General features: G+C 68.8%; 26 protein-coding genes. 9 read left to right on the top strand and 17 right to left on the bottom strand.

Translation table 11 applies throughout. The features are described 5' to 3' along the window. Positions 1-20: 20 nt before the first annotated feature. The 15 genes from secF to FNH13_RS10120 form a co-directional block, all read right to left on the bottom strand. Complete coding sequence (gene secF, locus FNH13_RS10190) at positions 21-1289, bottom strand: protein translocase subunit SecF (protein ID WP_143783332.1); 1269 nt, start codon at positions 1287-1289, stop codon at positions 21-23. Then, positions 1289-3259, bottom strand: a complete 1971-nt coding sequence (gene secD, locus FNH13_RS10185) for a protein translocase subunit SecD (protein ID WP_143783331.1) — start codon at positions 3257-3259, stop codon at positions 1289-1291. Before secD ends, secF begins: the two co-directional genes overlap by 1 nt. After that, positions 3259-3603 carry a preprotein translocase subunit YajC gene (yajC, locus tag FNH13_RS10180; RefSeq protein ID WP_202878749.1) on the bottom strand — a complete coding sequence of 115 codons (345 nt, stop codon included), beginning with the start codon at positions 3601-3603 and terminating at the stop codon, positions 3259-3261. The genes secD and yajC overlap by 1 nt, the downstream gene beginning before the upstream one ends. 236 nt (positions 3604-3839) lie before the next feature. Beyond that, the gene (ruvB, locus tag FNH13_RS10175) at positions 3840-4925 is read right to left on the bottom strand and encodes a Holliday junction branch migration DNA helicase RuvB (protein WP_143783330.1); all 1086 of its coding nucleotides are present in this window, start codon (positions 4923-4925) and stop codon (positions 3840-3842) included. Then, complete coding sequence (ruvA, locus tag FNH13_RS10170; protein ID WP_143783329.1) at positions 4922-5530, bottom strand: Holliday junction branch migration protein RuvA; 609 nt, start codon at positions 5528-5530, stop codon at positions 4922-4924. Before ruvA ends, ruvB begins: the two co-directional genes overlap by 4 nt. Then, positions 5527-6168 (bottom strand): crossover junction endodeoxyribonuclease RuvC, encoded by a 642-nt coding sequence (ruvC, locus tag FNH13_RS10165; protein WP_143783328.1) that lies wholly within the window; start codon positions 6166-6168, stop codon positions 5527-5529. Before ruvC ends, ruvA begins: the two co-directional genes overlap by 4 nt. A 232-nt stretch (positions 6169-6400) precedes the next feature. After that, the gene (locus tag FNH13_RS10160; protein ID WP_143783327.1) at positions 6401-7171 is read right to left on the bottom strand and encodes a YebC/PmpR family DNA-binding transcriptional regulator; all 771 of its coding nucleotides are present in this window, start codon (positions 7169-7171) and stop codon (positions 6401-6403) included. Further along, complete coding sequence (gene pdxT, locus FNH13_RS10155) at positions 7171-7875, bottom strand: pyridoxal 5'-phosphate synthase glutaminase subunit PdxT (RefSeq protein ID WP_321169189.1); 705 nt, start codon at positions 7873-7875, stop codon at positions 7171-7173. Before pdxT ends, FNH13_RS10160 begins: the two co-directional genes overlap by 1 nt. Then, positions 7872-8792 carry a pyridoxal 5'-phosphate synthase lyase subunit PdxS gene (gene pdxS, locus FNH13_RS10150; protein ID WP_143783326.1) on the bottom strand — a complete coding sequence of 307 codons (921 nt, stop codon included), beginning with the start codon at positions 8790-8792 and terminating at the stop codon, positions 7872-7874. The genes pdxT and pdxS overlap by 4 nt, the downstream gene beginning before the upstream one ends. Before the next feature lie 164 nt (positions 8793-8956). Continuing rightward, complete coding sequence (locus tag FNH13_RS10145; RefSeq protein ID WP_143783325.1) at positions 8957-9520, bottom strand: hypothetical protein; 564 nt, start codon at positions 9518-9520, stop codon at positions 8957-8959. Then, positions 9517-10986, bottom strand: coding sequence for a glycosyltransferase family 4 protein (locus FNH13_RS10140; RefSeq protein WP_143783324.1), 1470 nt, complete (start codon positions 10984-10986; stop codon positions 9517-9519). Before FNH13_RS10140 ends, FNH13_RS10145 begins: the two co-directional genes overlap by 4 nt. Beyond that, the gene (locus FNH13_RS10135; RefSeq protein ID WP_228266344.1) at positions 10986-11954 is read right to left on the bottom strand and encodes a phosphatidylinositol mannoside acyltransferase; all 969 of its coding nucleotides are present in this window, start codon (positions 11952-11954) and stop codon (positions 10986-10988) included. The genes FNH13_RS10140 and FNH13_RS10135 overlap by 1 nt, the downstream gene beginning before the upstream one ends. 2 nt (positions 11955-11956) lie before the next feature. Further along, positions 11957-12577: a phosphatidylinositol phosphate synthase gene (gene pgsA / locus FNH13_RS10130; protein ID WP_143783323.1), complete on the bottom strand. Its 621-nt coding sequence runs from the start codon at positions 12575-12577 to the stop codon at positions 11957-11959. 103 nt (positions 12578-12680) lie between these two features. Then, positions 12681-13262 (bottom strand): HIT family protein, encoded by a 582-nt coding sequence (locus tag FNH13_RS10125; RefSeq protein ID WP_143783322.1) that lies wholly within the window; start codon positions 13260-13262, stop codon positions 12681-12683. A 27-nt stretch (positions 13263-13289) separates the two neighbouring features. Beyond that, the gene (locus tag FNH13_RS10120) at positions 13290-14870 is read right to left on the bottom strand and encodes an HNH endonuclease (protein ID WP_143783321.1); all 1581 of its coding nucleotides are present in this window, start codon (positions 14868-14870) and stop codon (positions 13290-13292) included. Positions 14871-15020: 150 nt separating this feature from the next. Between FNH13_RS10120 and FNH13_RS10115 the strand changes: the two genes are divergently transcribed. Continuing rightward, entirely contained in the window at positions 15021-15473 is a 453-nt protein-coding gene (locus FNH13_RS10115) for a nitroreductase family deazaflavin-dependent oxidoreductase (protein WP_143783320.1), read from the top strand. Between the two features lie 75 nt (positions 15474-15548). Here the strand turns inward: FNH13_RS10115 and thrS are convergent, their stop codons facing one another. Further along, positions 15549-17534, bottom strand: coding sequence for a threonine--tRNA ligase (gene thrS, locus FNH13_RS10110; RefSeq protein WP_143783319.1), 1986 nt, complete (start codon positions 17532-17534; stop codon positions 15549-15551). A 77-nt stretch (positions 17535-17611) separates the two neighbouring features. Here thrS and FNH13_RS10105 point away from each other — a divergent pair, with 77 nt between their 5' ends. The 6 genes from FNH13_RS10105 to FNH13_RS10080 all read left to right on the top strand — a co-directional run bounded on the left by FNH13_RS10105 (position 17612) and on the right by FNH13_RS10080 (position 23549). Next, positions 17612-18427 carry a siderophore-interacting protein gene (locus tag FNH13_RS10105; protein ID WP_143783318.1) on the top strand — a complete coding sequence of 272 codons (816 nt, stop codon included), beginning with the start codon at positions 17612-17614 and terminating at the stop codon, positions 18425-18427. Between the two features lie 78 nt (positions 18428-18505). Further along, positions 18506-19084, top strand: coding sequence for a thymidine kinase (locus tag FNH13_RS10100; RefSeq protein WP_143783317.1), 579 nt, complete (start codon positions 18506-18508; stop codon positions 19082-19084). 210 nt (positions 19085-19294) lie between these two features. Further along, positions 19295-21514, top strand: coding sequence for an RNA polymerase recycling motor ATPase HelR (gene helR / locus FNH13_RS10095; protein ID WP_143783316.1), 2220 nt, complete (start codon positions 19295-19297; stop codon positions 21512-21514). A 166-nt stretch (positions 21515-21680) separates the two neighbouring features. Further along, a complete protein-coding gene (locus FNH13_RS10090; RefSeq protein WP_143783315.1) occupies positions 21681-21884 on the top strand; it encodes a cold-shock protein in 204 nt (67 codons plus the stop codon). A gap of 175 nt (positions 21885-22059) precedes the next feature. Next, entirely contained in the window at positions 22060-22464 is a 405-nt protein-coding gene (locus tag FNH13_RS10085; protein ID WP_143783314.1) for a CopG family transcriptional regulator, read from the top strand. Between the two features lie 26 nt (positions 22465-22490). Further along, positions 22491-23549: an extracellular catalytic domain type 1 short-chain-length polyhydroxyalkanoate depolymerase gene (locus tag FNH13_RS10080; RefSeq protein WP_202878748.1), complete on the top strand. Its 1059-nt coding sequence runs from the start codon at positions 22491-22493 to the stop codon at positions 23547-23549. A 266-nt stretch (positions 23550-23815) separates the two neighbouring features. Here the strand turns inward: FNH13_RS10080 and FNH13_RS10075 are convergent, their stop codons facing one another. Further along, positions 23816-24067, bottom strand: a complete 252-nt coding sequence (locus tag FNH13_RS10075) for an addiction module protein (protein WP_143783313.1) — start codon at positions 24065-24067, stop codon at positions 23816-23818. A gap of 276 nt (positions 24068-24343) precedes the next feature. On the opposite strand from FNH13_RS10075, the gene FNH13_RS10070 reads away from it, so the two are divergent. Beyond that, complete coding sequence (locus FNH13_RS10070) at positions 24344-24706, top strand: nucleotidyltransferase family protein (RefSeq protein ID WP_228266343.1); 363 nt, start codon at positions 24344-24346, stop codon at positions 24704-24706. Next, the gene (locus tag FNH13_RS10065; protein WP_143783311.1) at positions 24706-25053 is read left to right on the top strand and encodes a HepT-like ribonuclease domain-containing protein; all 348 of its coding nucleotides are present in this window, start codon (positions 24706-24708) and stop codon (positions 25051-25053) included. Before FNH13_RS10070 ends, FNH13_RS10065 begins: the two co-directional genes overlap by 1 nt. Positions 25054-25063 lie beyond the last annotated feature (10 nt).

The following is a 25063-nucleotide window of genomic DNA, read 5'->3' as shown; positions in this document are numbered from 1 at the left end:
GAGTATGCCGGGAGGCCGGCTCAACGCTTCGACTTGGGTGGACGCTTGGGCTGGTTGCGCGGACCTCGGGCCCGCGGGTGCACCTCGCGCGCGGCGGCGCGGGGGTGCACCGCCCGGTCCCGTGGCTGGATCGTGCTGGTCTCGCCCGGCGTTGCCGGCTCGGCCAGTGGGTCGCCCGGTTCTCCGAGCTCGTCCTCGGTCAGCACCGCCACGCCGCCCTCGGCGCCAACGGTCTCCATGCCGGGAGGGGCGTTGTGGTCGACGGCCTCCATGCCCGGGGGCGCGGAGTAGTCGACCTTGCCGGCCTGACGACCCGCGCGCTTGGCGATCCGGGCCTCCAGTTCCTTGACCTCCGGCTCGCCCTGGCGCAGCTGCACCAGGAGCGGGGTGGCGATGAAGATCGAGGAGTAGGTGCCGACCGCCATACCGATGAACAGGGCGATGGACAGGTCCAGCAGGGTGCCGGGTCCGATGAAGGCGACCCCGAAGACCAGGATCGTGGCGACCGGTAGCAGCGCCACCACCGAGGTGTTGATAGAGCGCACCAGGGTCTGGTTGACGGCCAGGTTCGCGGCGTGCGCGTAGGTGGTCCGTTTCGACTCCAGCGCGTACTCGGTGTTTTCTCGCACCTTGTCGAAGACGACGATGGTGTCGTAGATCGAGTATCCGAGGATGGTGAGGAAGCCGATCATCGAGGCTGGAGAGATCTCCAGACCTAGCAGCGCATAGATGCCCACGGTGAAAGCCACGTCGTGCAGCAGGGCGACGATCGCGGCGAGCGACATCTTCCAGGTGCGGAAGTACAACGCCAGCACGACGCTGATCAGCACCAGGAAGGCGATCAGGGCCTGGACCGCCTTGGTCGTCACCGTCTGCCCCCACGAGGGACCCACGATGGAGCTGGTGACGTCGTTCTCCTGGACCTCGAACTCCTCCGCCAGGGCGGTGACCGCCCCGCGGGACTCGGTCACGGTCAGCTCGCCGGTCTGCACCCGCACCGTGTCGGTGCCGATCTGGGTCACCGAGATCTCGGTGGCGGCGGGGGTGCTCTCCCGCAGGGTGTCGCTCGCGCGGGTCTCGTAGTCCTGCATGTTGCTCACGGCGGGCACGCGCAGCTCGGTGCCGCCGCGGAACTCGATGCCGAAGTTGAGTCCTCGACCGAAGATGCCGATGAGGGAGATCAGGAGCAGGACCGCGGCGATGCCGTACCAGGTCTTGCGGCGGCCGACGATATCGAACGAACGCTTGCCGGTGAACAGGTCGTTACCGAACTGGGCAAAACTGGCCATCAGACGATGCCTCCCTCGAGCTGCTCACGGGTCGGGCCGGTCCGTTTCGGCTCCGGTGGGGCGAACTGCCCACGACCCAGATAGGTGGACCGGCGCGCGCCGAGACGCTCGGGGTCCATGCCCGACCACTTGTGGCCCTCACCAAAGAACTTGGTGTTGGCCAGCAGGCTGACGACCGGGTGGGTGAACATCACGACGACGATGAGGTCGATCACGGTGCTCAGGCCGAGGGCGAAGGCGAAGGCCTTGACCCCGGACTCGGACAGGAAGTAGAGCACTCCGGCAGCGATCAGGTTAACCACGTCGGAGATGACGATGGTGCGTCGGGCACGCCGCCAGCCGGTGTCCACGGCATAGCGCAGCGGCCGGCCGGTGCGGACCTCGTCACGGATGCGTTCGAAGTAGACGATGAAGCTGTCGGCCGTCACACCGATGGCCACGATCAGACCCGTGACGCCGGCCATGGTGAGACGGAAGTTGTTGCTCCAGCCCAGCAACGTGACTGCCCCATAGGCCATGAGGGCCGCGATGATTAGCGAGGCCACGGTGACCAGGCCCAGGGCACGGTACTGGAACAGCGAGTAGATGAAGACCAGGATCATGCCGACGAGGCCGGCGATGATGCCCAGCCGCAGCTGCTCGCCGCCGAGGGTGGGGCTGAGCTGCTCGGAGGTCTGGATGTCAAAGCTCATCGGCAGCGCACCGAACTTCAGCTGGTTGGCCAGCTCCGCAGCGCTGTCGTTGGTGAAGCCACCAGAGATCGTGGCGGTGCCGTCCGGGATGGGCGAGTTGACGCCCGGTGCGGAGATGACCTCACCGTCGAGCACGATGGCAAAACGGTTCTGGGTGCTGTTCTGACCGAAGTTGTAGAGCCGGGTGGTCACCTCACGGAAAGCCTCGGTGCCAGCACTGTCGAACTGCAGGCGCACCTCCACGATCCCGGTGACCTGCCCACCGCCACCCATCTGCAGGCCGGAGCTGGCGTCGGTCAGCTGGGCACCGGTGACCTCGGCCGGGCCCAGGATGTACTTCTCGGTCCCGCCGGCCGAGCAGGCCACGATGGGCTCGCTGGTCGGGGCCTCGGAGGCAGCCCGCTGGGCGTCGATGTCAGTGCAGTCGAACTCCATGAACTCCTGCTGGAGCTCCGGGGTGATCCAGGCCAGGTCACTGGGGCTGGTCGGCTCCGGTCCCGGGGGTGCGTCCGTGACGTCTACTCCGTCGGTTGCGGGCGCCTCGTCGGCGGGGTCGGCGGGTGTCTCGTCGGCGGGGGCGTCATCGCCGGACGGCGCCACGGTGCTCGCGGCATTGTCGGCGGTGTCCGTGGCCGGCAGCGGGTGGGCGGCCTGCAGGACGGGCTGCTCGGCCAGCAGGCCCTCCGGGTAGGCAGCGTTGGTGCTCTCCGCGTCGTCGGTGTTCCCATCGCCGGTCGGGTCGGCGTCGGTGGACTCGCCGGTCGGCTCAGCGTCGGTGGACTCACCAGTCGGCTCAGCATCGGTCGGGTCGGCTGCGGGGTCGAGGCTGGGCCCGACCGGCATCGGCAGCTCGCGCGGCGGCTCGGTGGGTGCCTGCTGGGTGACCGGAGCGGCAACCAGGACCGCGCGGAACTGCAACTGGGAGGAGCGGCTCAGCGCGTCCAGCTGCTGGTCGGTGGGTGTGCCGGGGATCGCGACCTGGATGTTGCCGCCCAATCGGGTGACCTCGGCCTCGGCGACACCCTGACCGTCGACACGACGTCGGATGATGTCGATGGCCTGGTCCAGCTGCGCAGACTGGACGCTCGCACCCTCGACGACGGGCGAGAGGACGACCTGGTGTCCACCGGCCAGGTCCAGACCCAGCAGCGGCGTCCACTGACCCTTCGGGTCGCCCCAGGTGTTGGCGGCTCCGATCGTGCCAAAGAGCACCAGGATCATCGCCAGCAGGGCCAGCATGGTGTTGCGGGCCGTGCGGTTGCGTGACTTGCCAGCCATCAGTGGGTTCCTTCCTCGGTGTCGGAAGGATCGGAAGGCTGTGCGTGCGGCGGCTGTGCGCCGGGGGCGGGCACCACGGCTCGCCGGTCCCACTGCAGGACCACGCCGGGTGCGGCCTCAAGCTGCACCGTGGTCTCGTCCATCCCGGCGATCGTGCCGAAGAGTCCGGTCGTCGTGATGACACGGCTGCCCACCTGCAGCTCCGCCTGCATCTGCTGCATCTTCTTCTGGCGGCGACGCTGCGAGAAGAAGAGGAAGGCGATCAGGAGCAGGGGCAGCAGGAGCAGGATCGAGTTGAACTGCCCATCCGTCCCCGTGGTGGTGGCCGAGGCCAGTGGCGACATGGAAGATTCCTTATAACGTCAGACTGATGGTGTCCCCGGCCCGGCGTCGTCGTGTGGACCCACTGCCGGTGGACACTCGCGGCAGTCTAGGTGACTGAACTGGGTCGCCCAACATCCCACCCCGCGTGGCAGGTAAAGATCCGGTACATCTGCGCGCAGTCACCCGCTCCCGCAGGCCCGGGATGCTGCGACCGGCGGTGCTGATCATCGGTGTGCTGATCATCGGCGGTGGGGCCTCAGTGGTCGAAACGCCGGGGTTGGTCGCCGAGGGGAAGGTGGTCCTGGCCGGCCACCGGCGTGGGTGGCGTCAGGCCGAGGTGCTGCCAGGCGGTCCGTGAGGCGGAGCGTCCCCGCGGGGTGCGAACGATATAACCCTCGCGCACCAGATAGGGCTCGGCCACAGTCTCGACGGTGTCGGGCTCCTCCCCCACCGCCACAGCCAGCGTGCTCAGCCCGACCGGACCCCCACCGAAACGTTTGCAGAGGGCCTCCAGCACGGCGCGGTCGAGCCGGTCCAGGCCCTGCTTGTCCACGTCGAACAACTCCAGAGCCACCAGGGCGGCCTCCTGGTCGACGACGTGCTGTCCGTGGACCTGAGCCCAGTCACGCACCCGGCGCAGCAGCCGGTTGGCGATGCGGGGCGTGCCGCGCGATCGGGAGGCGATCTCGTGGATCCCCTCGCGGGTGCTCTCGATCTCGAGCAGACCAGCGCTGCGGGTGAGGATGAGCTGCAGGTCCTCGGTGGCGTAGTAGTCCAGGTGCCCGGTGAATCCGAACCGGTCGCGCAGTGGTGCGGGCAGCAGCCCGGCGCGGGTGGTGGCTCCGACCACCGTGAAGGGCGGCAGCTCCAGGGGTATGGCTGTGGCGCCGGGACCCTTGCCGACGATGACGTCGACGCGGAAGTCCTCCATCGCCAGATAGAGCATCTCCTCGGCCGGACGCGCCATCCGGTGGATCTCGTCGACGAAGAGCACCTCGCCCTCAGCCAGGGACGACAGGACGGCGGCCAGGTCGCCGGCGTGCTGGATCGCCGGGCCGCTGGTGATCCGCATCGGCTGCTCCAGCTCGGCAGCGATGATCATGGCCAGCGTGGTCTTGCCCAGTCCGGGTGGGCCGGAGAGCAGGACGTGATCAGGAGGTGACTCCCGTCGTCGGGCAGCTTCCAGGACCAGGCCTAGCTGGTCACGAACGCGCCGCTGCCCCGGGAAGTCCGCCAGCCGACGAGGTCGCAGTGCCGCCTCGATGCGACGCTCATCGTCGGTGGTGGCGGGGTCGACGACACGCGCGGTCGCGTCCAGCGACCCGTCATCGTGCTCAGTCACCGGCCCAGCTCCCGCAGCGCAGCACGCAGGAAGTCCGAGACGGAGGAGGGTGTCTCCCCACCCGCGCGGACCCGCTCGAGTGCGTCATCGGCCTGCTTGCTGCTCCAGCCGAGACCGACGAGCGCCTCGTGGACCTGACTGCTGAGCCGGTCACCCGTCGGGCCGCCACTCGCTCCCGCGGCACCCAGGGACGGCTCGACACCCGAGGCGAGGATCTTGTCCTTGAGCTCGAGCACGAGACGCTCCGCACCCTTCTTGCCGATCCCCGGCACCTTGGTCAGCGCGGCGATGTCACCGCCGGCGATCGCCTGGCGGACACCGGCCGGGCTGTGGACGGACAGCATCGCCAGCGCCAGGCGCGGACCGACGCCGGAGACGGTCTGCACCTGCTCAAAGAGAGCTCGGCCCTCTGTGTCGGCGAAGCCATAGAGCGTCAGCGACTCCTCGCGCACCACCAGGGTCGTGGACAGGGTGACCTCCTGCCCTCGTGCGCACGCCGCGGCGGTGGCCGGGGTGGTGTGCACCTGCAGTCCCACCCCGCCGACCTCGACGACGACGTGGTCCAGTCCGACGTGGAGCACCGTGCCCCGGACGGATGCGATCACTGTCCACTCCTTCGTCTCGTGGCGATTTGGGCGCCGGTCTGGGTCGGGCGCCGACCGGAGTGCGCCGCGTGGAGCTCCTCGAGCCGGTTGCGTGGTGCTTGGGCAGCCGCTTCTGCGGCGCGCTGGAGGGCGTTGCCCTGGGCCGCGGCGAACAACCTGGCATCAGCCTGGCCGCGCCAGAGATGACACACGGCCAGCGCGAGGGCGTCCGCCGCGTCGGCGGGTCGGGGCGCCGTCTCCAGGGCGAGGATCCGGGTGATCATCGAGGTGACCTGGGCCTTGTCCGCGCGCCCGTTGCCCGTCACGGCGGCCTTGACCTCGGTGGGAGTGTGCAGGGCCAGGGGCAAACCGAGACGGGCCGCCGCCAGCATCGGCACCGCAGAGGCCTGGGCCGTGCCCATGATGCCCTTGATGTTGGCCTTGGCGAAGACCCGCTCCACGGCCACGGCGTCGGGGCGGTGCTCCGCCAGCCAGCTGTCGATCTCGATCTGGAGGGTCAGCAGCCGCTCCTGCGGCTCGTCACTGGGTGGCGTGCGCACGACACCGACCGCGACCATCCGCACCGACCGGCCGGGACCGGACTCGACGACCCCGAGACCGCAGCGGGTGAGGCCGGGGTCGACACCAAGGACACGCACCTGGGCAGCCCTCCTCGTCAGTCAGCCGTCATCCCGGAGAGGCAGCATCACCTGCGCCTGACTCCGAACACCTGTTCGCCCATCACGCTACGTCACGGCACCGTCAGAGGATGGCAGGACTCGCCGAGGGGGCTCGCGGGCGGGTGCGTGGCCGGCATACGACGACGGCCACCGCGCCCAGGGGACGGGGTGGCCGGACCGGTGATCGGTGTCGGTGCGAGTCGTCGTGTGCTCAGTCGTCCTCTTCGAGCTCGGCCAGGACCTCGTCGGAGACGTCGGCGTTGGAGAAGACGTTCTGGACGTCGTCGCAGTCCTCGAGCGCATCGATGATGCGCATCATCTTGCGTGCACCGTCGGCGTCGAGCTGCACCTCCATGCTCGGCACGAAGGTCACCTCCGCCGAGTCATAGTCGAGTCCGGCCTCCTGCAGGGCGGTGCGGACCGCCACCACGTCGGTCGCCTCGGAGATCACCTCGAAGGACTCTCCCAGGTCCTCCACCTCCTCAGCACCGGCCTCGAGGACGATCTCCAGGAGCGAGTCCTCGTTGGCCTCGCCGGACTCCTGTGCCTTGGGGACCACGACCTGTCCCTTGCGGTTGAACAGATAGGCCACCGAACCGCTGTCGGCCATGCTCCCGCCGTTGCGGGTGAGCGCTGTGCGCACCTCCATGACGGCACGGTTCTTGTTGTCGGTCAGGCACTCGATATAGAGAGCGACCCCGCCGGGGGCGTAGCCCTCGTAGACGAGCGCCTCGTAGCTGGCCCCGCCGGCCTCCACACCGGAGCCACGCTTGACGGCCCGGTCGATGTTGTCGTTGGGGACGGAGGTCTTCTTGGCCTTCTGGATGGCGTCGAAGAGGGTGGGGTTGCCGGCCGGGTCACCCCCACCGGTGCGCGCCGCCACCTCGATATTCTTGATCAACTTCGCGAAGAGCTTGCCTCGCTTGGCGTCGATCACAGCCTTCTTGTGCTTGGTTGTCGCCCACTTGGAGTGCCCAGCCATCAATGTTCCCTGTTCGTTGTGCTCGCGATCCCGTCGGCTCCTGCCCGGGCTTCGATGCTACCGCTCGAGCGCACCATCTCCACGAACAGTGCGTGGACCCGTGCGTCATCGGTGACCTCGGGGTGGAAGGAGGTGGCCAGCACGTTGCCCTGCCGCACGGCCACCACGTGCTCGACCCCGTCCCGCTCGACCGTGGCCAGCACCTCGACTTCCGCACCGACCCGCTCGACCCAGGGCGCCCGGATGAAGACGCCGTGGAAGGGCTCGGCCAGGCCGGCGACAGCCAGCTCGACCTCGAAGGAGTCGACCTGCCGGCCGAAGGCGTTGCGGCGCGTGGAGATGTCCAGCGCCCCCAGGCACTGCTGGTCGCGGTGTCCGTCCAGCACCTCTGACGAGAGCAGGATCATCCCGGCGCACGAGCCGTAGGCCGGCATGCCCTGCGCGAGGCGCTCCCGCAGGGGTGCGGCCAGGTCGAAGATCCGCAACAGCCGGTCGATCGTGGTCGACTCCCCTCCAGGGATCACCAGGGCATCGACCGCCGCGAGCTCGGCAGGCCGCCGCACCGGGACCGCCTCGGCACCGGCGAGAGTCAGCGCACGGACGTGCTCGACGACGTCACCCTGCACGGCGAGGACCCCGATCACCGGTGCGCCTGTATGCCGGGGCGCCAGTGCGTGGTCCGGGTGACCGGGGCGGTCGGTCACCAGCCGCGCTCGGCGAGGCGGTGCGGCTGCGGGATCTCCTCGACATTGATGCCGACCATCGCCTCGCCCAGGCCGCGGGAGACCTTGGCGATCACGTCCGGGTCGTCGTGGAAGGTCGTGGCCTTCACGATGGCCTCGGCACGGGCCTGCGGGTTGCCCGACTTGAAGATGCCCGAGCCGACGAAGACACCCTCGGCACCGAGCTGCATCATCATCGCGGCGTCAGCCGGGGTGGCGATGCCTCCGGCGGTGAACAGCACGACCGGCAGCTTGCCGGTGCGGGCGACCTCGGCGACGAGGTCGTAGGGCGCCTGCAGCTCCTTGGCGGCGACAAACAACTCGTCCTCGGGCATGCTGCCCAGCCGGCGGATCTCCTGGCGGATCTGGCGCATGTGGGTGGTGGCGTTGGAGACGTCACCGGTGCCGGCCTCGCCCTTGGACCGGATCATTGCCGCACCCTCGGTAATGCGGCGCAGCGCCTCACCCAGGTTGGTCGCGCCGCAGACGAAGGGCACGGTGAAGGCCCACTTGTCGATGTGGTTGGCATAGTCGGCCGGGGTCAGCACCTCGGACTCGTCGATGTAGTCGACACCCAGGGACTGCAGCACCTGCGCCTCGACGAAGTGTCCGATGCGGGCCTTGGCCATCACCGGGATCGAGACGGTCGCGACGATGCTGTCGATCATGTCCGGGTCGCTCATCCGGGAGACGCCACCCTGCGCGCGGATGTCAGCCGGCACCCGCTCCAGGGCCATCACGGCCACCGCGCCGGCGTCCTCGGCGATCTTGGCCTGCTCCGCGGTGACGACATCCATGATGACGCCACCCTTGAGCATGTCAGCCATGCCGCGCTTGACACGGGTAGTCCCCGCCTGCTGGACGGGAGTGGTCACGACGGTGGTCTCTGGGGTGCTCATCTGGGGCCTCCGGGGCGGTGCAGGTTCTCGGCATACGGGCAGGTCAGGGGTGACCAGGGTGGTGGGCAGGACCGACAGTCACCTGGCTCATCCAGCTCGACACTCCAGTCTACGTTCACCTTTCGGCAATCCCGACACGGTATGCCGAGGGCTCACCGGCGCCGTTACCCTGCGGCGGGCCAGTCGTCATCGAAGTTGATCGGCAAGGGCACCTTGGCAGAGCCTGCCAGGTGCAGGAAGCGGACCGCGCGCTGACCGCGCACGTCGCGGGCCTCGCGCACCGACTCGTTGTGGAATCTGCGAGCCAGCTGCACCCGCTCCCCCGCGCCGCGCACCCGGTCGAGCAGCTCGGCCACCTCAACGGCCTGTTCCGACGCGGGTGCCTGGGTGGCGCGCAGCACCTCGCTCAGCTCACTCTCGGCGTCTAGGCGTTCCTGGGACCAGGACCCGTCAAAGTCCAGCACCCGACCCGCCGAGGTCGCCAGCAGGGTGGCCGAGGCCGGGTCGATGCCGGCGAGATAGGCCACCTCCAGCGCCGCCTCGGCCCGACGCACCAGTTGCGCGTCGAGGGCCGCGGCCGTGCCGATGACCCGGTGGTGAAGCCGGTCGAGCCGGACGGCGGTGTAGGAGAGATACCAGCCGACCGCCAGCAGCACCGCCAGGACCACGGCGATCACCACGATGGTCTCGCCGTATCCCCATGTGTCCAGGCCCCAGTCGTCCGTCATCGTCGCAACCATTTCCGGACCGTGCGGCCCATCCGGCCACCGCTCATCGACGATGCCGACATGGTGGTTGTCAACGAGGGAGAGGTCCAGGTCGGCCGGGCTGCGCGTCGCCGGTGCCGTCCAGACTCCTCGGGCGAGGTCTCTCCCGTCGACTGGCCCCGCCGGCTCCGGGATGAGGTGGAACCGGTCCGGCCGGACGTGGACCGGCCGGTGCTGTCAGTGCTGCCGGTCTCGTCACGGCCCTCCCCGTCGCGGCTGCCGTCCTCGTGTCCAGCGCCACCGCGACCACCGTCATTGCGACCGCCGTCATTGCGACCGCCGTCATTGCGACCGCCGTGACGCCCACCACGGTCGCGATCCCCACGTGAGACGGCCACCGAGTCATAGACCGCTTCGATGCGGGCGCCCACCCGGGACCAGTCGAACTGGCGGGCGCGTTCGCGGCCCGCAGCGCGCAGCCGGGCCTGCTCGTCGGGGTCCTCGAGCAGCTCGACGATCGCTGCCGCGAGGGAGCGGTGATCCCCCACGGGGAAGACGACACCGGCACCCGACCCGCCGATCACCGCGGAGAACGCGTCCAGCGCGCTCGCCACGACCGGGGCTCCGGCGCTCATCGCCTCCACCAGGATGATGCCAAAGCTCTCACCTCCGGTGTTGGGCGCGATATAGGCGTTGGCGGAGGCCAGCAGGCGGACCTTGTCCTCCTCGCTGATCGTCCCCAGGAAGGTCACCGACCCGGCGACCTGCTCCGAGAGCGTCTCGGCCACTTCGTCGATGCGACCGGGACCGGCGACGAGCACCTCGGCGCTGGGCACCTGGGCCAGGACCAGCGGCAGGGCCGACAGCAGGACCGGCAGTCCCTTGCGCGGCTCGTCGAAGCGGCCCAGGAAGACGATCCGGGGACGCTTGGCGGGGTCGTGCACATAGGGCTCACCCGTGCAGAACCGGTCGACATAGACCCCGTTGGGGATGACGAGCGTGGTGCCACCCACGGAGGAGGCCATGGTCTGGTGGGCGGCCCCGGACACCGCGATCCGGGCGGAGATCTTGTCCAGGCCCGGCTGCAGCAGCGGCTGGGCCGCCCGCAGCGCCCCCAGCCTCGACTGCGAGCTGTGGAAGGTGGCGACCACCGGCACCCGCGCGGCCCACAGGGCCAGCAGCGACAGGCTGGGCGCGGCCGGCTCGTGCAGGTGCAGCACGTCAAAGTCGCCGTCGTCGAGCCAGTCCTGCACCCGGTTGGCCACGATCGGGCCGAACGAGAGCCGTGCGACCGAGCCGTTGAACCGGATCGGCACCGCGCGACCGGCACTGACGACATAGCCGGGCAGCTCGGTGTCCTCATCTGCCGGGGCGAGCACGGAGACCTCGTGCCCGCGGCCGATGAGATAGGCAGCGAGGTCGCGGATGTGCAGCTGCACCCCACCGGGCACATCGAAGGAGTAGGGACAGACCAGCCCGACGCGCATCAGCGGATCCCGTCCGCGACGAAGACCTTCTGCATCATGTGCCAGTCCTCGGTGTGCTCGACCAGGGCCTGCCCCAGATAGTCGGCGCAGGACTGGGTGAGGGACGCGATCTGCTCGGCCCGGGTGCCGCCGTCGGGGACGGGGACGCGCGGACCAAAGGTCAGCACGACCCGGTATGCCGCGGGGTCGGGTCGCTCGGAGGCGTCCCGTGCGGGGTCGGGCTCGTAGGTGACGGTGACGGGATGCAGCGGTGCCCCGGTGGCCAGCGCGAGCGCGGCCGGGCCCGTGGCCATGCGTGCCCGATGTCCGCACAGGGTCACCTCGACGCCGGAGTCGGTGAGGTCTCGGTCGGCGAGTAGCGGGACCAGCCCGCCGTGGTGGACGGTGCGCACCAGGGTCGGGAAGGGGGCCGACCCGCCGGTCAGCGGCAGGATCGTCATGCCCAGCGCCTCCCGATAGGCCACGAACCGGTCGAACAGTTCGGTCGGTTTGAGGCGTTCGGCCACGGTCGTGACCGGAGCCAGGTAGTGGGTGGCCCAGGCGCCGACGGTGTCCCAGTTGCCCAGGTGGCCCAGGAAGCAGATGACGCCCTGACCGTTCTCGAGCGCGGCTCGGGGAGCCTCGTCGCCGACCACGCGGACGGTGGCCGCGAGCTCCTCCGGGGTCCGGTCGGGCAGCCGGAAGGAGTCACACCAGTAGCGCAGGTAGGACCGCAGCCCAGCGAGCACGAGCGCGTCCAGCTCCTCGGGCGAGAGCTCAGGTCGGATCCGGGCATAGTTGGCGCGCATCCGGTCCACGCTCTTGCCGCCACGGCGGTGCATCAGGACCGCGCCCTGGTCAAACAGGCGGTAGGCCGCGGCGGCGGGCAGCTTGCGGGTCGCTGCCCATCCGGTCCGGTAGGCCATCAGGGAGACACGCTCGCCGGCCGCGGCGCGCTGGTCGACAAGGGGAAGCTTCGGCATACGCATGGTCATGACCTGCCCGTCGTGGCCAGGGCCTGCTTGCGGACCGTCCCGATCCGCTGCAGGACCGTGACAAAGCTCGCGACGGCGAGCAGCGCCAGCACCGCGGTGAGGACCCACAGCGGCAGGAACAGGCCGACGAAGCCGGTGGTCACCAAGGTCGCGGCCAGCCGCTCAGCCCGCTCCGCGATGCCGACATTGCAGGTGAAGTTCAGGCTCTCGGCGCGGGCCTTGGCATAGCTGACGACGAACCCGAGGATCAGGCAGGCCAGTGCCAGGGCAGCGGTGAGGCTGTCATCGCCACGGCCGGTGAAGTAGAGGATGAGCCCGCCGAAGACGGCAGCATCCCCGATCCGGTCGAGCGTGGAGTCCAGAAAGGCCCCCCACGAACTGGTGCGTCCCGACATCCGTGCCATGGTGCCGTCGAGCAGGTCGGTGAAGACGAATGCCGTGATGAACAACGTGCCCCACCAGAGCTCACCGCGGGGGTAGAAGTAGAGCGCACCGAAGCAGACTCCCGCCGTGCCGACGACGGTGACAGCGTCAGGACTGACCCCGAGTCGCAGCAGGAGGCGTGCGACCGGAGTGAAGATGGCGGTGAAGAACCCCCGCGCGTACTTGTTGAGCATCGGGGCTAGGGTACTTTCCCGCCGCAGCGACGCGGCCTCGGCCCGCCGTGCGGGGCCACGTTGGCGTGCTCAGAGGGTGCCCGACCTCACGCTGGATGCCGGGTCAGGCGGGCCATTGCGCGAGCAGAGCCTGACGGGTGTCCTCCAGCAGGATGGGCAGCGCCTTGGTCTGACCGATGACCGGCAGGAAGTTCATGTCCCCGCCCCAGCGGGGCACGACGTGCTGGTGCAGGTGGGCTGCGACGCCAGCTCCCGCGACGTGACCCTGGTTCATGCCCAGGTTGAAGCCCTCTGGTGCCGAAGCCCTAGTCAGGGTGCTCATCGCGGTCTGGGTCAGGGTCGCGAACTCGACGGTCTCCTCCGCCGTGAGGTCGGTGTAGAGGGGAACGTGCCGGTAGGGGCAGATCAACAGGTGGCCCGGATTGTAGGGAAAGAGGTTGAGCACGACGTAGCAGGTCTCTCCCCGGTGGACGATCAGTCCGTCCGCGTCGTCCTTGTCCGGTGCGGCGCAGAACGGGCAGCCGCTGCCGGCGTCGCGGGAGGGGCGGTCCCCCGTGATGTAGGCCATCCGGTGGGGTGTCCACAACCGCTGGAACCCGTCGGGCACCCCCACGAAATCCTCGGCTGGCTCCCCCGGGCTGACCGATCCTGCCGTTGGCTCCTCCGGCTTGTCCTCCGCGACCATGGCGGTGATCTTATCCGCGCTGGCCGCTCACGCCGCGGCCAGCAGGTGGGCGAGGTGCGCCTCGAGCGGACTGGTGCCTCCAGCGCGGTCTACGGCGCGGCGCCTCGCCAGGCGGGCAGAGCTCTCTGCGCCGTCCTCGTGCGGGTCCCCTGGCGGGGGTGGGCCCTTGTCGGGCTTGAGTCGAAGGGTGATCACGTCTGCGTCCCCACCGCGAGCGTCGGCAGGCACACTCCTGCCCTGATCGGCGAGCGTCGGCAGGATCGGTGGTGGCTGGGAGTAGTAGCTGTGACCGGTCGGAGTCGTGATCTTCACCCTGTGGGTGCCGTCGGGGAGGTCGACCACCTCGTGGGACCACCCGCTGCACTCCTTCGCGTAGTTGCAGGCTTCGCACATTCCCTCACCCCCGTCGGCGGTGGTCCGTCCACCGCGCGCCCACGGCACCACGTGATCGACATGGCGCACGGGCGCGTCACACCATGGGGTGCGGCACACCTGGTCGCGCGCGATGAGGAACCGTCGCAGGTGTCCGGTGAACGCACGGCGTCGATCGTCCTGGCTCGTGAGCACCCCCGTGGCGGGATCGGCATACAACCGGCGCAACCAGACCTTGGCCTGGCGCGCGAGTCTCTCGCGCACCGTGCCCAGCTCTCCGGTCGTCTGCGCGGTGTCACCCTGCGTGTCGCAGCCGTCATCAAGATCACGCAACAGGTCACGAGCCAGCGGTGCGGGGATCGGGCCATAGCCCTCAAGTCGGGCGGGAGTCTCATCGAGACCCAGGAGGGACAGGTCTGTCATCACGAGGCCGACCTCGACGGACACGTCGTCCGCGGCGGACTGGCCAGTCAGGCGCTGGGTGAAGATGTCCGCACGGATCTGGTCCATGCTCCGCTCGTCTCCGGCAGATTTCGCGGCCTTGGCCGCCTCGTCCAGGGCCTTGTAACAGGCCACGCCCTGAGCCACCGGCACATAACCGGAGACGATCGCCATGACATCCGGAGCCGGTCGCACGCTGACCCGACGGTCCCCGACAGCTTTGCGTCCACGCTTCGTGAACGAATACGGGTCCAGGGCATAAGCCTTGGCCTTGGCGGCGGCCACCAGGGCCCGGTGCGAGTCGTGGCCGAGTCGTCCGGCCAGGTGTGCATCGACCATCTGGCGGTGCTCCAGGGACAGGCACGCCGTCTGTGCGACGATCTGGGTCGCGGTCCACTCGGCGATGAGGCCGGCCGTCAGAGCAGAGTGCAGGGCCGGCATCTCGCGCACGATCACCCGGGCAAACCCGATATGGCGGGACCCGAGGTGGGGAGACTCACGACGCGCCAGCCCAAGCTGCCGGGCCACTGCCTTGTCCGCGGTCGTGGTGGGTGTGCCTGCGTCGACGGCCTCCTCGCGGAGGACATCAGCGGCGAGCAGCGTCACCCGAGCCTGCGCTGCCGACGTCGCATTCTTGAGCAGCTCCAGCTCGCCCAGGAGGTCACACAACTCTGCCGGGGTCGCCTCCCCCAGCGGCCCGAGGTCGCCACCGGTGGCCAGACGCTGGAGCCAGCCCGCCACCTCGTCTGCCGTGGTGTGCCTGTCCACATCGGTGTGCCGTGCTGTGTCTGTCATGTCGCTCGCCTCCCCTCGGCGTCTTCCCGTTCCGACAACATTAGCACACCCGTACTAGTTTCGCAGGTTATCCACCGTCGTGTTTCGCCCTCTGTGCATGTGCAAGGGGCTGGATCGGAACACACTCGGCCGTGTGCTGGTTCACCGTTCATGACACAGACAAGCCAAAGCTCCACGGACTATGTCCAGCCCACCACCAGCTGGGTACGCGACCAACTCGATGCGATTGACGCAGCCGGTGGCGACACCTCGGTCGTCAAGGTCCAGGGGCGCGACGTCGTCGTCGTGACCATGGTCGGCGCCAAGTCCGGTCGGCCCCGTCGCGTGCCCCTCATGCGGGTTGAGCACGAGGGCAGCTACCTCGCCGTCGCCAGCAAGGGCGGTGCCCCCGAGCACCCGCAGTGGGTCGCCAGCATCCGCAAGCACCCGGGCCAGGTCAGCGTGCAGGACGGCACCACGGAAACTCCGATGACCAGCAGGGAGCTCTCTGGTGAGGAGCGGGAGATCTGGTGGCAGCGCGGGGTGGCGGCCTTTCCGTCCTACGCGGACTACCAGGACAAGACCGAGCGCCTCATCCCGGTCTTTGTGCTCGAGCCTCGCTGAGCGGTATGCCGCCACGCCCCCGCCCCGAGCGCCTCGCCCGGGGCGGGGGTCGGCCCTGCGGGTGAGCCAGCAGGGTTAGACCTGCACGCGCTCCCGGACGGCGGCAGCGATCTCCTCGATCGCGTCGGCGATCGGGACGCCATTCTTCTGTGAGCCGTCGCGATAGCGGAAGGACACCGCTCCGGCGTCGCGGTCCTCGCCGCCGGCGATGAGGATGAACGGCACCTTGGACTTGCTCGCGTTGCGGATCTTCTTGGGGAACCGGTCGTCGGACAGGTCCAGCTCCACGCGGATGCCGGCGGCCAGCAGCTGGGCCTCGACCTCCTTGAGATAGCCGTCGAACTCCTCGGCTACCGGGACACCCAGCACCTGCACCGGTGCCAGCCACGGCGGGAACATCCCCGCGTAGTGCTCGACCAGCACGCCGATGAACCGCTCGATCGAGCCGAACTTGGCCGAGTGGATCATCACCGGCTGCTGGCGGGTGCCGTCTGCGGCGGAGAACTCCAGCTCGAAGCGCTCCGGCTGGTTGAAGTCGTACTGGATCGTCGACATCTGCCAGGTGCGCCCGATCGCATCGCGCGCCTGCACGGAGATCTTGGGGCCGTAGTAGGCCGCACCACCGGGGTCGGCCACGAGCTCGAGCCCGGACTCGGTGGCCACCTGCTCCAGGATCGCGGTGGCCTCCTCCCACTGCTCGCTGGACCCGATGAACTTGTCCTTCTTGTCGCCGTCCTCGTCGCGGGTGGACAGCTCGAGGTAATAGTCGTCCAGTCCGAAGTCACTGAGCAGCTTGGTCACGAAGTCCAGCAGGTGCTTGATCTCGCCGGGCGCCTGCTCACGGGTGACATAGGAGTGGCTGTCGTCCTGAGTGATCATCCGCACGCGGGTCAGCCCCTGCAGCACGCCGGACTTCTCGTTGCGATAGACCGTGCCGAACTCGAAGAAGCGCAGCGGGAGCTCGCGGTAGGACCGGCCGCGGCTGCGGAAGATCAGGTTGTGCATCGGGCAGTTCATTGCCTTGAGGCGGTAGGGCTGCCCGTCGTCGTCGATCGGCGGGAACATGCCGTCGGCGTAGTAGGGCAGGTGCCCGGAGGTGTGGAACAGCCCCTCCTTGGAGATGTGCGGCGTCCCGACATACTGGAACCCCGCGTCGATGTGGGCCTGGCGGACGTAGTCCTCCATCACCCGCTTGAGCACGCCGCCCCGCGGGTGGAAGACGGGCAGGCCCGGGCCGATCTCCTCCGGAAAGGAGTAAAGGTCCATCTCGGCACCCAGCTTGCGGTGGTCCCGCCGCTCGGCCTCGGCAAGACGGTCGAGATAGGCCTTCATCTCGTCCTTGGACGGCCAGGCGGTGCCATAGATCCGCTGCAGCTGGGGGTTCTTCTCCGAGCCGCGCCAGTAGGCGGCGGCGCTGCGGGTGATCTTGAAGGCGTTGCCGATCAGCTTGGTGGTCGGCAGGTGCGGGCCGCGGCACAGGTCGCCCCAGACGGTCTCGCCCGTGCGGTCCTTGTTGTCATAGATGGTCAGCTGGGCACCGCCCACCTCCACCGAGGCACCCTCGGCAGCATCCTCCGCGGCGCCGCCCTTGAGGCCGATCAGCTCGAGCTTGTAGGGCTCGCCGGCCAGCTCCTCGCGCGCTGCGTCATCCTCGACGTCGCGCCGGTGGAAGGTCTGGCCGGTGTTGATGATGCGCTGCATCACCTTCTCGAGCTTCTTCAGGTCCTCGGGGGTGAACGGCTCAGCGACGTCGAAGTCGTAGTAGAAACCGTCCCGGATCGGCGGACCGATGCCCAGCTTGGCCTCGGGGTTGACCTCCTGGACAGCCTGGGCCAGCACGTGCGCGCACGAGTGGCGCAGCACGTCCAGCCCATCCGGCTCGCTGATCAGCACCGGCTCGACGACGTCGCCGTCGGCCAGCTCGTGGGCCAGGTCGCGCAGCTCGCCCCCGATGCGCGCGACGACCACGGCACGGTCGTCGGCGAACAGGTCGGCCGCGGTAGTGCCCTGATCCACCGATCGCTCGCTCCCGGCGATGGTGATGTTGATCTGGGCAGACACGCTGGCTCCTCGGTGGTGCGGGGTGGTGGTGCGGGGTCGGATATGGCCGCGGGACGCGGTTATGCAAGCCTAACTGGGTGAGCAACCCGAATCGGCCACCTCGGCCACAAGCCGTCCTGACCGTCAAGTCCACCGAGTGGGTCTCCCCCACCATCGTCCGGCTCGTGGCCGGGGGCGACGGCTTCGCCACGCTAAACCTCAACGACTTCACCGATGCCTACGTCAAGCTCGTCTTCGTCAAGCCCGAGCTGGGCCTGACCCCGCCGTATGACGAGGCAGCCCTGCGCGACCAGCTCGCCCCGGACGACCTGCCGGTCCGGCGGACCTACACCCTGCGCTGGGTCGACCGGGAGCAGGAGCTGCTCGCCATCGACTTCGTGGTGCACGGCGACGAGGGAGTCGCGGCACCCTGGGCGCGCACCGCGCAGCCCGGCGACACCTTCGTCGCCACCGGGGCCGGCGGGGCCTTCGCACCGGACCCCACCGCGGACTGGCACCTGTTCATCGGCGACGAGTCCGCCCTGCCGGCCATCGCGGCAGCCCTCGAGGCGTTGCCAAAGGACGCCCAGGGCTTCGCCTACCTCCACGTGACCGACGAGTCCGGACGGATCGCGCTGACCTCGCCGGACGGCATACAGATCACTTGGTTGACCGGTCCCAACAGCCTGACCTCGCTCCTGGCCGAGGCCGTGGCAGCCGGCCCGTGGCCCGAGGGTCGGGTGCAGGTCTTCTCCCACGGTGAGCGGGAGTCGATGAAGGCTGTGCGCGCTGTCGTGAAGGATCGTGGGGTGCCGCGTGAGGACCTGTCGCTGTCGGGCTACTGGGCCTATGGGCGCACCGAGGACCGCTTCCAGGCGGAGAAGCGAGAGCCGATCGGCAAGATCGGGGACTGACCCGGTCGGACCGTCGCGCACCGGGACGCCCCTCGGGTCCTTCCGCGCTGTCACCGTGGGGGCCTACGCTCAAGCGGTATGAGGGCCAGCCCGGTGCGCGGACATGTCGAGGTGGTCTGCGGACCGATGTTCGCGGGCAAGACCGAGGAGCTGGTGCGCCGCGTGCGTCGGGCCCGCCTGGCCGGTCTCGACGTCGAGGTCGTCAACCACGCCCTGGATGAGCGTCGCGGCCCCGGGCAGGTCGCGTCCCACTCGGGTCTCAGTCTCGAGGCTCGCACGGCCTCAGACGTGGCCGACCTGCGCGCGCTGCTGGCGGGTCGCTCCCCCGACATCGTGGCCATCGACGAGGCGCAGTTCTTCGGTGCCGATGTGGTCGCGCTGGTGGACGAGCTTGCAGCCTCGGGTGTCACCGTGCTGGTCGCCGGACTGTGCGTCACCTTCGACGGCCGCTCGTTCGAGCCGCTGCCCACGCTGATGGCCACGGCGGAGGTCGTCACGAGGCTGACGGCTGTGTGTGCGGTCTGCGGCGGCGAGGCGACCTTCCACCAGCGGGTCGACGCGCGGGACCCCGGTGACCCGCTGGCCCCTGCCGAGGCGCACGTGGGGGGCATTGAGAGTTATCAGGCGCGTTGCAGGCACCACCTGACTGCACGCTGAGCGTGGGCGCAAGCAGGCGCCCGACCTGTCTGCTCCTGATCCCCCTTGCCCTTTCCAATATATAGCGCAAGGGGGGCCTTGCCGCAAGCGGCTTTGAGGGTCCACACTTGGCGTCTCACGAGTGCAAACCAGCAGGTCAAAGGGGGTCGAGAGGTGCCTGCTCGCGTCGTGACACGTGCCCCGCAACCCGCACTGGGAGCTGATGCCTGGATGACCGACCCGACCACCGCCTTCGCCCTCCCCGACCACCTGTCCGCCAAGAACGACCCGGCTCTCATCACCGCCGACGAGGAGCACTTCGCTGCGATCGACACGGCCCAGCGCGAGCAGATCGCCGAACTGACCACACGGTTGGCAGCTGCCCGCCGTACCCCCGGCGGGTCCGGCCAGGCCGCCCTGGACCGCGACCTGGAGATCCACCGACTCACCGGCCAGCTGAGCCTGTTGGGTCGTTTTGGCCTCGACCTGTGCCTGGGCCGGGTCGTCCGCGCCGGGGACCTCGAGCCCATCTATATCGGCCGCACCGGCCTGACCGGCCCAGACGGTGACCGGCTCCTGATCGACTGGCGCGCGCCGGCGGCCGAGGCCTTCTTCGCCGCCACGCACGCCGACCCGATGGGGCTGGTCAGTCGGCGCCGCTACCACTGGACCGGTGGCGGACGGATCAACGACTACTGGGACGAGGTGTTCACCCCGGAGGGACTGGCCGGCCACGCTGCCCTCGATGATCAGTCCGCCTTCATCGCCACCCTGGGCGCCAGTCGCTCACCGCGCATGCGTGACGTGCTGAGCACCATCGCGCGTGACCAGGACGCGATCATCCGGGCCGGTTCCAGGGGTGCCCTGGTCGTCGACGGAGGCCCGGGCACCGGCAAGACGGTCGTGGCCCTGCACCGCACGGCATACCTGCTGTATGCCGATCCCCGCCTTGGCCACAACCGTGGCGGGGTGCTCTTTGTCGGACCGCACCAGCCCTATCTGGACTACGTCAGCGACGTGCTGCCCAGCCTGGGTGAGGAGGGGGTGCAGACCGTGACCCTGCGGCACCTGGTGCCCGAGGGCGCCGCGGCTGGGCCGGAGCCGGACCCGGACGTTTCCCGGCTGAAGGCGTCGATGACGCTGGTCGAGGCGATCGAACCGGCCGTCGCCTTCTTTGAGGAGCCCCCCACCGCTGCCCTTGCTCTCGACGTCGACGGGGTCGGGCTCCGGGTGCGCCCCCGGGACTGGGCCGAGGCCTTCGGCGCCGCCGAGGCGGGAGTGACCCACAACGACGCCCGGGAGCAGGTGTGGGAGTCCCTCGTGCAGATCCTGCTCGACCAGGTCGAGGTGGCCGACGATGAGGACCTGTCCGAGGCGGAGCTGCGCCGCGGCCTGGCCGAGCACGAGCAGCTGACCACCATCTTCAACGGTGCCTGGCCGCTGCTGGAGCCGGAGGACGTCGTGGCTGACCTGTGGTCGGTCCCGGCCTACCTGCGGCTCGCGGCTCCGCGGTTGACGTCCGATGAGGTGCGTCTGCTGCAGCGTCGCGACCCCCGCGCCTGGACACACGCGGACCTGCCGCTGCTCGACGCGGCCCGGCAACGCGTCGGGGACCCCGCAGCGGCCCGGCGCCGGCGACGACAGCGGGCCGCCCACGCGCTCGAGCGCGAGCGGATGAGTGAGGTGATCGACCGCATGATCGAGGCCGACGACGGTGAGGGACTGGCCCAGCAGCTGCGGCACCACGATCTGCAGGAGGCCCTGGTCGACGAGGGTGCCCTCCCCGCGGTGGACCCCGATCGGCTGGCGGGTCCCTTTGCCCACGTCGTCGTGGACGAGGCGCAGGAGCTGACGGACGCCGAGTGGCAGATGCTGCTCAGCCGCTGCCCCTCACGCAGCATGACCATCGTCGGCGACCGTGCCCAGGCTCGGCACGGCTTCACCGAGTCCTGGCCAGAGCGGCTGGGGCGGGTCGGCCTGGACCGCGTCGAGGTGGCATCCCTGAGCCTGAACTACCGCACCCCCTCGGAGGTGATGGCCGCAGCCGAGCCAGTCATCCGAGCAGCCATCCCCGACGCCAATGTGCCCACCTCGGTGCGCGAGTCCGGCCTGCCCGTCCGGCACGGCGTGCTGGCTGAGCTGGAGAACCTCCTGGTCAAGTGGCTCACCGAGCACGACGAGGGCGTGGCGTGTGTCGTCACCACCGCACCAGACCGGGCACGGGCCGCGGCCACGCGCGCGACCGCGAAGGGCCCCGCCAGGACGCCAGGGAACGCATCGGATCCAGCCCGGATCCAGGTCCTCACGCCGGCCCTGGCCAAGGGCCTGGAGTTTGATCTGGTCGTCCTGCTCGATCCCGACGGGTTCGGTCAAGGCACGCAGGGAGCCGTGGACCGCTATGTCGCGATGACCCGTGCCACGCAACAACTCGTCGTCCTCACCGGTGTCTAAGTGTCCCCAGGCCCCCATACCGTGCTAGCGTTCTCAGTGATTGCCGTTGCAGTTCCGCCGGTTTAGGTGCCGCCCGGGTTCCCGGGAGCACCATGCACGTGGGGGTTTCGGCGGTCCGGAGTCGCACACAGCGGCTCGGTCAGCACACAAAGATGAGGCAACACCAGTGGCTACAGGCACAGTGAAGTGGTTCAACTCCGAGAAGGGCTTCGGATTCATCGAGCAGGACGGTGGCGGCGCTGACGTCTTCGTTCACTACTCGGCGATCGACTCCTCGGGTTACAAGGAGCTCCAGGAGGGCCAGAAGGTCGAGTTCGACGTCACGCAGGGCCCCAAGGGTCCGCAGGCAGAGAAGGTTCGCGGCCTCTGAGCTGAACCACCCAGAGTTCAAGCTCTAGGAAGCCCCCGCACGGTTCGTGCGGGGGCTTCCTTGTGTGTCTTGAGCTGTGGCAGGCGCCTACAACGCGTAGGGACCATCCATGTAGATGGCGGGTGGAGTCTCTGTGGAGTACAGTAGCGGCAGTACACCCGGACAGGAGCTCACGATGGCAGCACCTCGCGACGCCGACAAGACCGAGAAGATCACGATCAATCTCGGCCTGATCGACCTCGGTCAGATTGACCTGCTGGTTGCCGAGGGGTTCTTCAGCAATCGCACGGACTTCATCCGCACGGCCATCCGCACCGAGTTGTCCAACCGGGCTCAGACGCTGGACCAGACCGTCACCCGCAAGACGTTGGTGCTCGGCACGCGCCACCTCACCAGGGCTGAACTGGAATCGCTGCAGGAGGCGGGCGAGCAGCTCGAGATCCGCGTCCTGGGTCTGGCAACCATCGCCAGCGACGTCACTCCCGAACTCGCCCTTGCCACCATCAGTCGTGTCGAGGTGCTGGGCGCGTTCCGGGCCAGCGCGAGCGTGAAGGCAGCGCTCAGATCACGCACTGCGTAGCACCCATCCCACCAAAGGACACCACCATGCCCAAGAATCCTGGCTACGCGCTGCGCGCTCTCCACAACTCGACTCCGCTCAACTCAAGGATGATCGACGCCACCAAGCTGGTGAGGACCGGCAGCCTGACCGAGGCCACGGCCCTGATCCAGGGCCGTGACGGCGGGTCGCTCCCCCAGTCAGCGACGTCGGCCTCTCGCAAGGTTCGGCAGGCCCTCCGCTCCCCGGCGGCGACCTCTCGCGCCGAGGACCAGGGGGTCCTGCCCGGCACCGTGCAGACCAGCCTGCACCGCGGCCCCGCTGGCGAGCGCCCCTATCGTCTCTATCTGCCGAGCGTCAGCACTGCTTCCGCCCCTCCGCTGGTCGTGATGCTGCACGGCGGCACGCAGGACGGTGCCACCTTCGCCCGCTCGACAGGGATGGATGCGGTCGCGGAGAGGCACAGGCTGCTCGTGGCCTACCCCGAGCAGGTCACCTCGGCCAACCCCATGCGCTACTGGAACTGGTTCTCAGACCAGGAGCGCACCAGCGGCGAGCCCGCCATCATCGCCAGTCTGATCGCCGAGCTCGTGCGGACGCACGGAGCCGACCCCCGCCGCGTCTACGTGGCGGGCTTCTCGGCGGGTGCCGCGATGGCAGCCGTGTTCGCCAGCACCCACCCGGACGTCGTTGCGGCCGTCGGGATCCACTCTGGGCTGGCGGCTGGCGCGGCCCGCGACGTCTCCTCTGCTTTCACCGCGATGCGCTCCCCCGGTCCGGCCAGGCCGCTGCCTCGGCCTGTCCCGGCGATCACGTTCCACGGCGATGCCGACCCGACGGTCAACATCGCGAACTCAGTCAGGCTGGCCGACCAGTTCGGGCTCGGCACGCGACCACAGACCGAACGCGGTGGGACTGCTGGCGGCCGGAGTTACACGGTGAGCCGTCATCACACGGACCACAACGAGATCGCGCTCGAGCAGTGGGTGATCCACGGCATGGCGCATGGCTGGTCGGGTGGATCAGCAGGCAGTTCCTATACAGACCCCGCTGGGCCAGACGCCTCCGCAGAACTCGTACGTTTCTTCCTCACCCACCAACGCTGATCGCCCGCCCGGTGGTGCCGAAGCAGGGTGGCACTGTGCCGCACACATACCGGTGGTCAGAGATCCGTGAGACGGTCGTGCCAATAGCCTGGGCGTCTGCGCTCCTGCGCGTACGCCAGGATGAAGACTTCCTCGTTCGTCGCGACGTAGATGACGTCATAGGGGAAGCCGTGAACGCTCCGCGAATGCAGTTGAGGGACGGTCACGCGGTCGTCGTAGAAACCCCAGCCGACCGAAGGATCGAGGATGCTCGCGATCGCGGCGACTCACTTGCGACGCGTCGCGGCGAGTTCGGCACGGATCTTCGCGTGCGACTCGCCGACGTCGTGCAGGGTCGGAGTGCCGTCGAGTGCCTCCTGCGCGCGCCTGAGGAGCTCCGCCTCCCACTCCGCGCCGTTGGGCGACTCATCACCCTCGTCCTGCTGCACACTGAGCAGGAGCTGATGGGCAGCCTCAAGGCGCTCATCGCGGGTGAACTGTTTGCCAGCCTCGATGTACTCGGTCAGGTTCGAGGTCATGCCCTGAGTGTACGGCGGGTTCATCGAGGCACGCTTGCCTCGCCAATGACTGGCCTGAAGAGATGGCGGCCGTTTACTGCTAGTGGCTCGTGTTTGAAGTGGAGAGTCGCAAGGCTTGGCAACCAGGAACGGCCACAATGAAAAGGACCCTGATAAGATTGCCTTATGACTCTTGCGGCCAAGTACCGCGACGCTCGACGCGACGAGGACCTAGCGCGGCTCCGGCGCGCACTTGCCCTACGGGCGATGGTGGCAACCGGAATGAGCCAACGGCAGATGGCCGAAGCGCTCGGCATCACCCAGCCGGCCGTCAGCCAGCAACTCAAGCACGCCCCCGAACTCGACGATGTGCACCCAGAGGTCCTGCTGGAAGCGGCTGCGCCGATCCTCAAGTCGCTGGCAGCCGAACATGGCTACGCACGACTCGCAGTCTTCGGCTCCGTCGCCCGCCATACAGCCCATGAGGACTCTGACATCGATCTACTGGTCGAAGCACCTGAGGGCACCTCGTCGTTCGGGTTCATCCGCTTCAAACAGCTCATCGAGCAAGTCCTCGGCCGCGAGATCGACCTCGTGCCCCATGGCGGCTTGAAACCAACACGCGATGACGACATCCGCCGCGAGGCGGTGCTGCTCTGATGGATCGGAAGGCAGCCAAGGAGCTACTCCATGTCCAGGGCTGGCTCGAACGAGTCGACGAGATCATCCAGCGCGGCCAGGACGCCTACCTGGCCGACGACCTCCTTCAAGAGGCCGGTGACTCACTCATGATGAAGCTTGGCGAGGCCGCTAACCGAATCTCTCGACGCGACGTGCTCGCGCCCGAAGGTGTCGAGTGGGCGCTCGCAGTCGCAAACCGAAACTTCATCCACCAGTACGACGAGATCGACCGAGACCTCACCTGGCTCACGCTCTCGCGCGACTTGCCCGCCTGGCGAGCATCGCTAGAACCGCTATTCGCCGAAGCCGCCGCGACGATCCTGTGAGCGGTTGACC

The organism is Ornithinimicrobium ciconiae (assembly GCF_007197575.1).
Taxonomy (GTDB): domain Bacteria; phylum Actinomycetota; class Actinomycetes; order Actinomycetales; family Dermatophilaceae; genus Ornithinicoccus; species Ornithinicoccus ciconiae.
The sequence above is the reverse complement of the archived record's forward strand: the minus strand, read 5'-3'. Positions and strand labels throughout refer to the sequence as shown.

What these genes read in the sequence shown, in the direction of transcription:
- FNH13_RS10140 (WP_143783324.1), bottom strand. Translation starts at nt 10,986, where the DNA reads ATGCGCGTCGGGCTGGTCTGTCCCTACTCCTTCGATGTGCCCGGTGGG.
- FNH13_RS10075 (WP_143783313.1), bottom strand. Translation starts at nt 24,067, where the DNA reads ATGACCTCGAACCTGACCGAGTACATCGAGGCTGGCAAACAGTTCACC.
- FNH13_RS10100 (WP_143783317.1), top strand. Translation starts at nt 18,506, where the DNA reads ATGAGGGCCAGCCCGGTGCGCGGACATGTCGAGGTGGTCTGCGGACCG.
- pgsA (WP_143783323.1), bottom strand. Translation starts at nt 12,577, where the DNA reads ATGCTCAACAAGTACGCGCGGGGGTTCTTCACCGCCATCTTCACTCCG.
- FNH13_RS10070 (WP_228266343.1), top strand. Translation starts at nt 24,344, where the DNA reads ATGGCCGAAGCGCTCGGCATCACCCAGCCGGCCGTCAGCCAGCAACTC.
- secD (WP_143783331.1), bottom strand. Translation starts at nt 3,259, where the DNA reads ATGGCTGGCAAGTCACGCAACCGCACGGCCCGCAACACCATGCTGGCC.
- helR (WP_143783316.1), top strand. Translation starts at nt 19,295, where the DNA reads ATGACCGACCCGACCACCGCCTTCGCCCTCCCCGACCACCTGTCCGCC.
- secF (WP_143783332.1), bottom strand. Translation starts at nt 1,289, where the DNA reads ATGGCCAGTTTTGCCCAGTTCGGTAACGACCTGTTCACCGGCAAGCGT.
- FNH13_RS10080 (WP_202878748.1), top strand. Translation starts at nt 22,491, where the DNA reads ATGCCCAAGAATCCTGGCTACGCGCTGCGCGCTCTCCACAACTCGACT.
- FNH13_RS10160 (WP_143783327.1), bottom strand. Translation starts at nt 7,171, where the DNA reads ATGGCTGGGCACTCCAAGTGGGCGACAACCAAGCACAAGAAGGCTGTG.
- FNH13_RS10065 (WP_143783311.1), top strand. Translation starts at nt 24,706, where the DNA reads ATGGATCGGAAGGCAGCCAAGGAGCTACTCCATGTCCAGGGCTGGCTC.
- pdxS (WP_143783326.1), bottom strand. Translation starts at nt 8,792, where the DNA reads ATGAGCACCCCAGAGACCACCGTCGTGACCACTCCCGTCCAGCAGGCG.
- FNH13_RS10135 (WP_228266344.1), bottom strand. Translation starts at nt 11,954, where the DNA reads ATGCGTATGCCGAAGCTTCCCCTTGTCGACCAGCGCGCCGCGGCCGGC.
- FNH13_RS10120 (WP_143783321.1), bottom strand. Translation starts at nt 14,870, where the DNA reads ATGACAGACACAGCACGGCACACCGATGTGGACAGGCACACCACGGCA.
- FNH13_RS10145 (WP_143783325.1), bottom strand. Translation starts at nt 9,520, where the DNA reads ATGACGGACGACTGGGGCCTGGACACATGGGGATACGGCGAGACCATC.
- FNH13_RS10125 (WP_143783322.1), bottom strand. Translation starts at nt 13,262, where the DNA reads ATGGTCGCGGAGGACAAGCCGGAGGAGCCAACGGCAGGATCGGTCAGC.
- FNH13_RS10085 (WP_143783314.1), top strand. Translation starts at nt 22,060, where the DNA reads ATGGCAGCACCTCGCGACGCCGACAAGACCGAGAAGATCACGATCAAT.
- FNH13_RS10115 (WP_143783320.1), top strand. Translation starts at nt 15,021, where the DNA reads ATGACACAGACAAGCCAAAGCTCCACGGACTATGTCCAGCCCACCACC.
- yajC (WP_202878749.1), bottom strand. Translation starts at nt 3,603, where the DNA reads ATGTCGCCACTGGCCTCGGCCACCACCACGGGGACGGATGGGCAGTTC.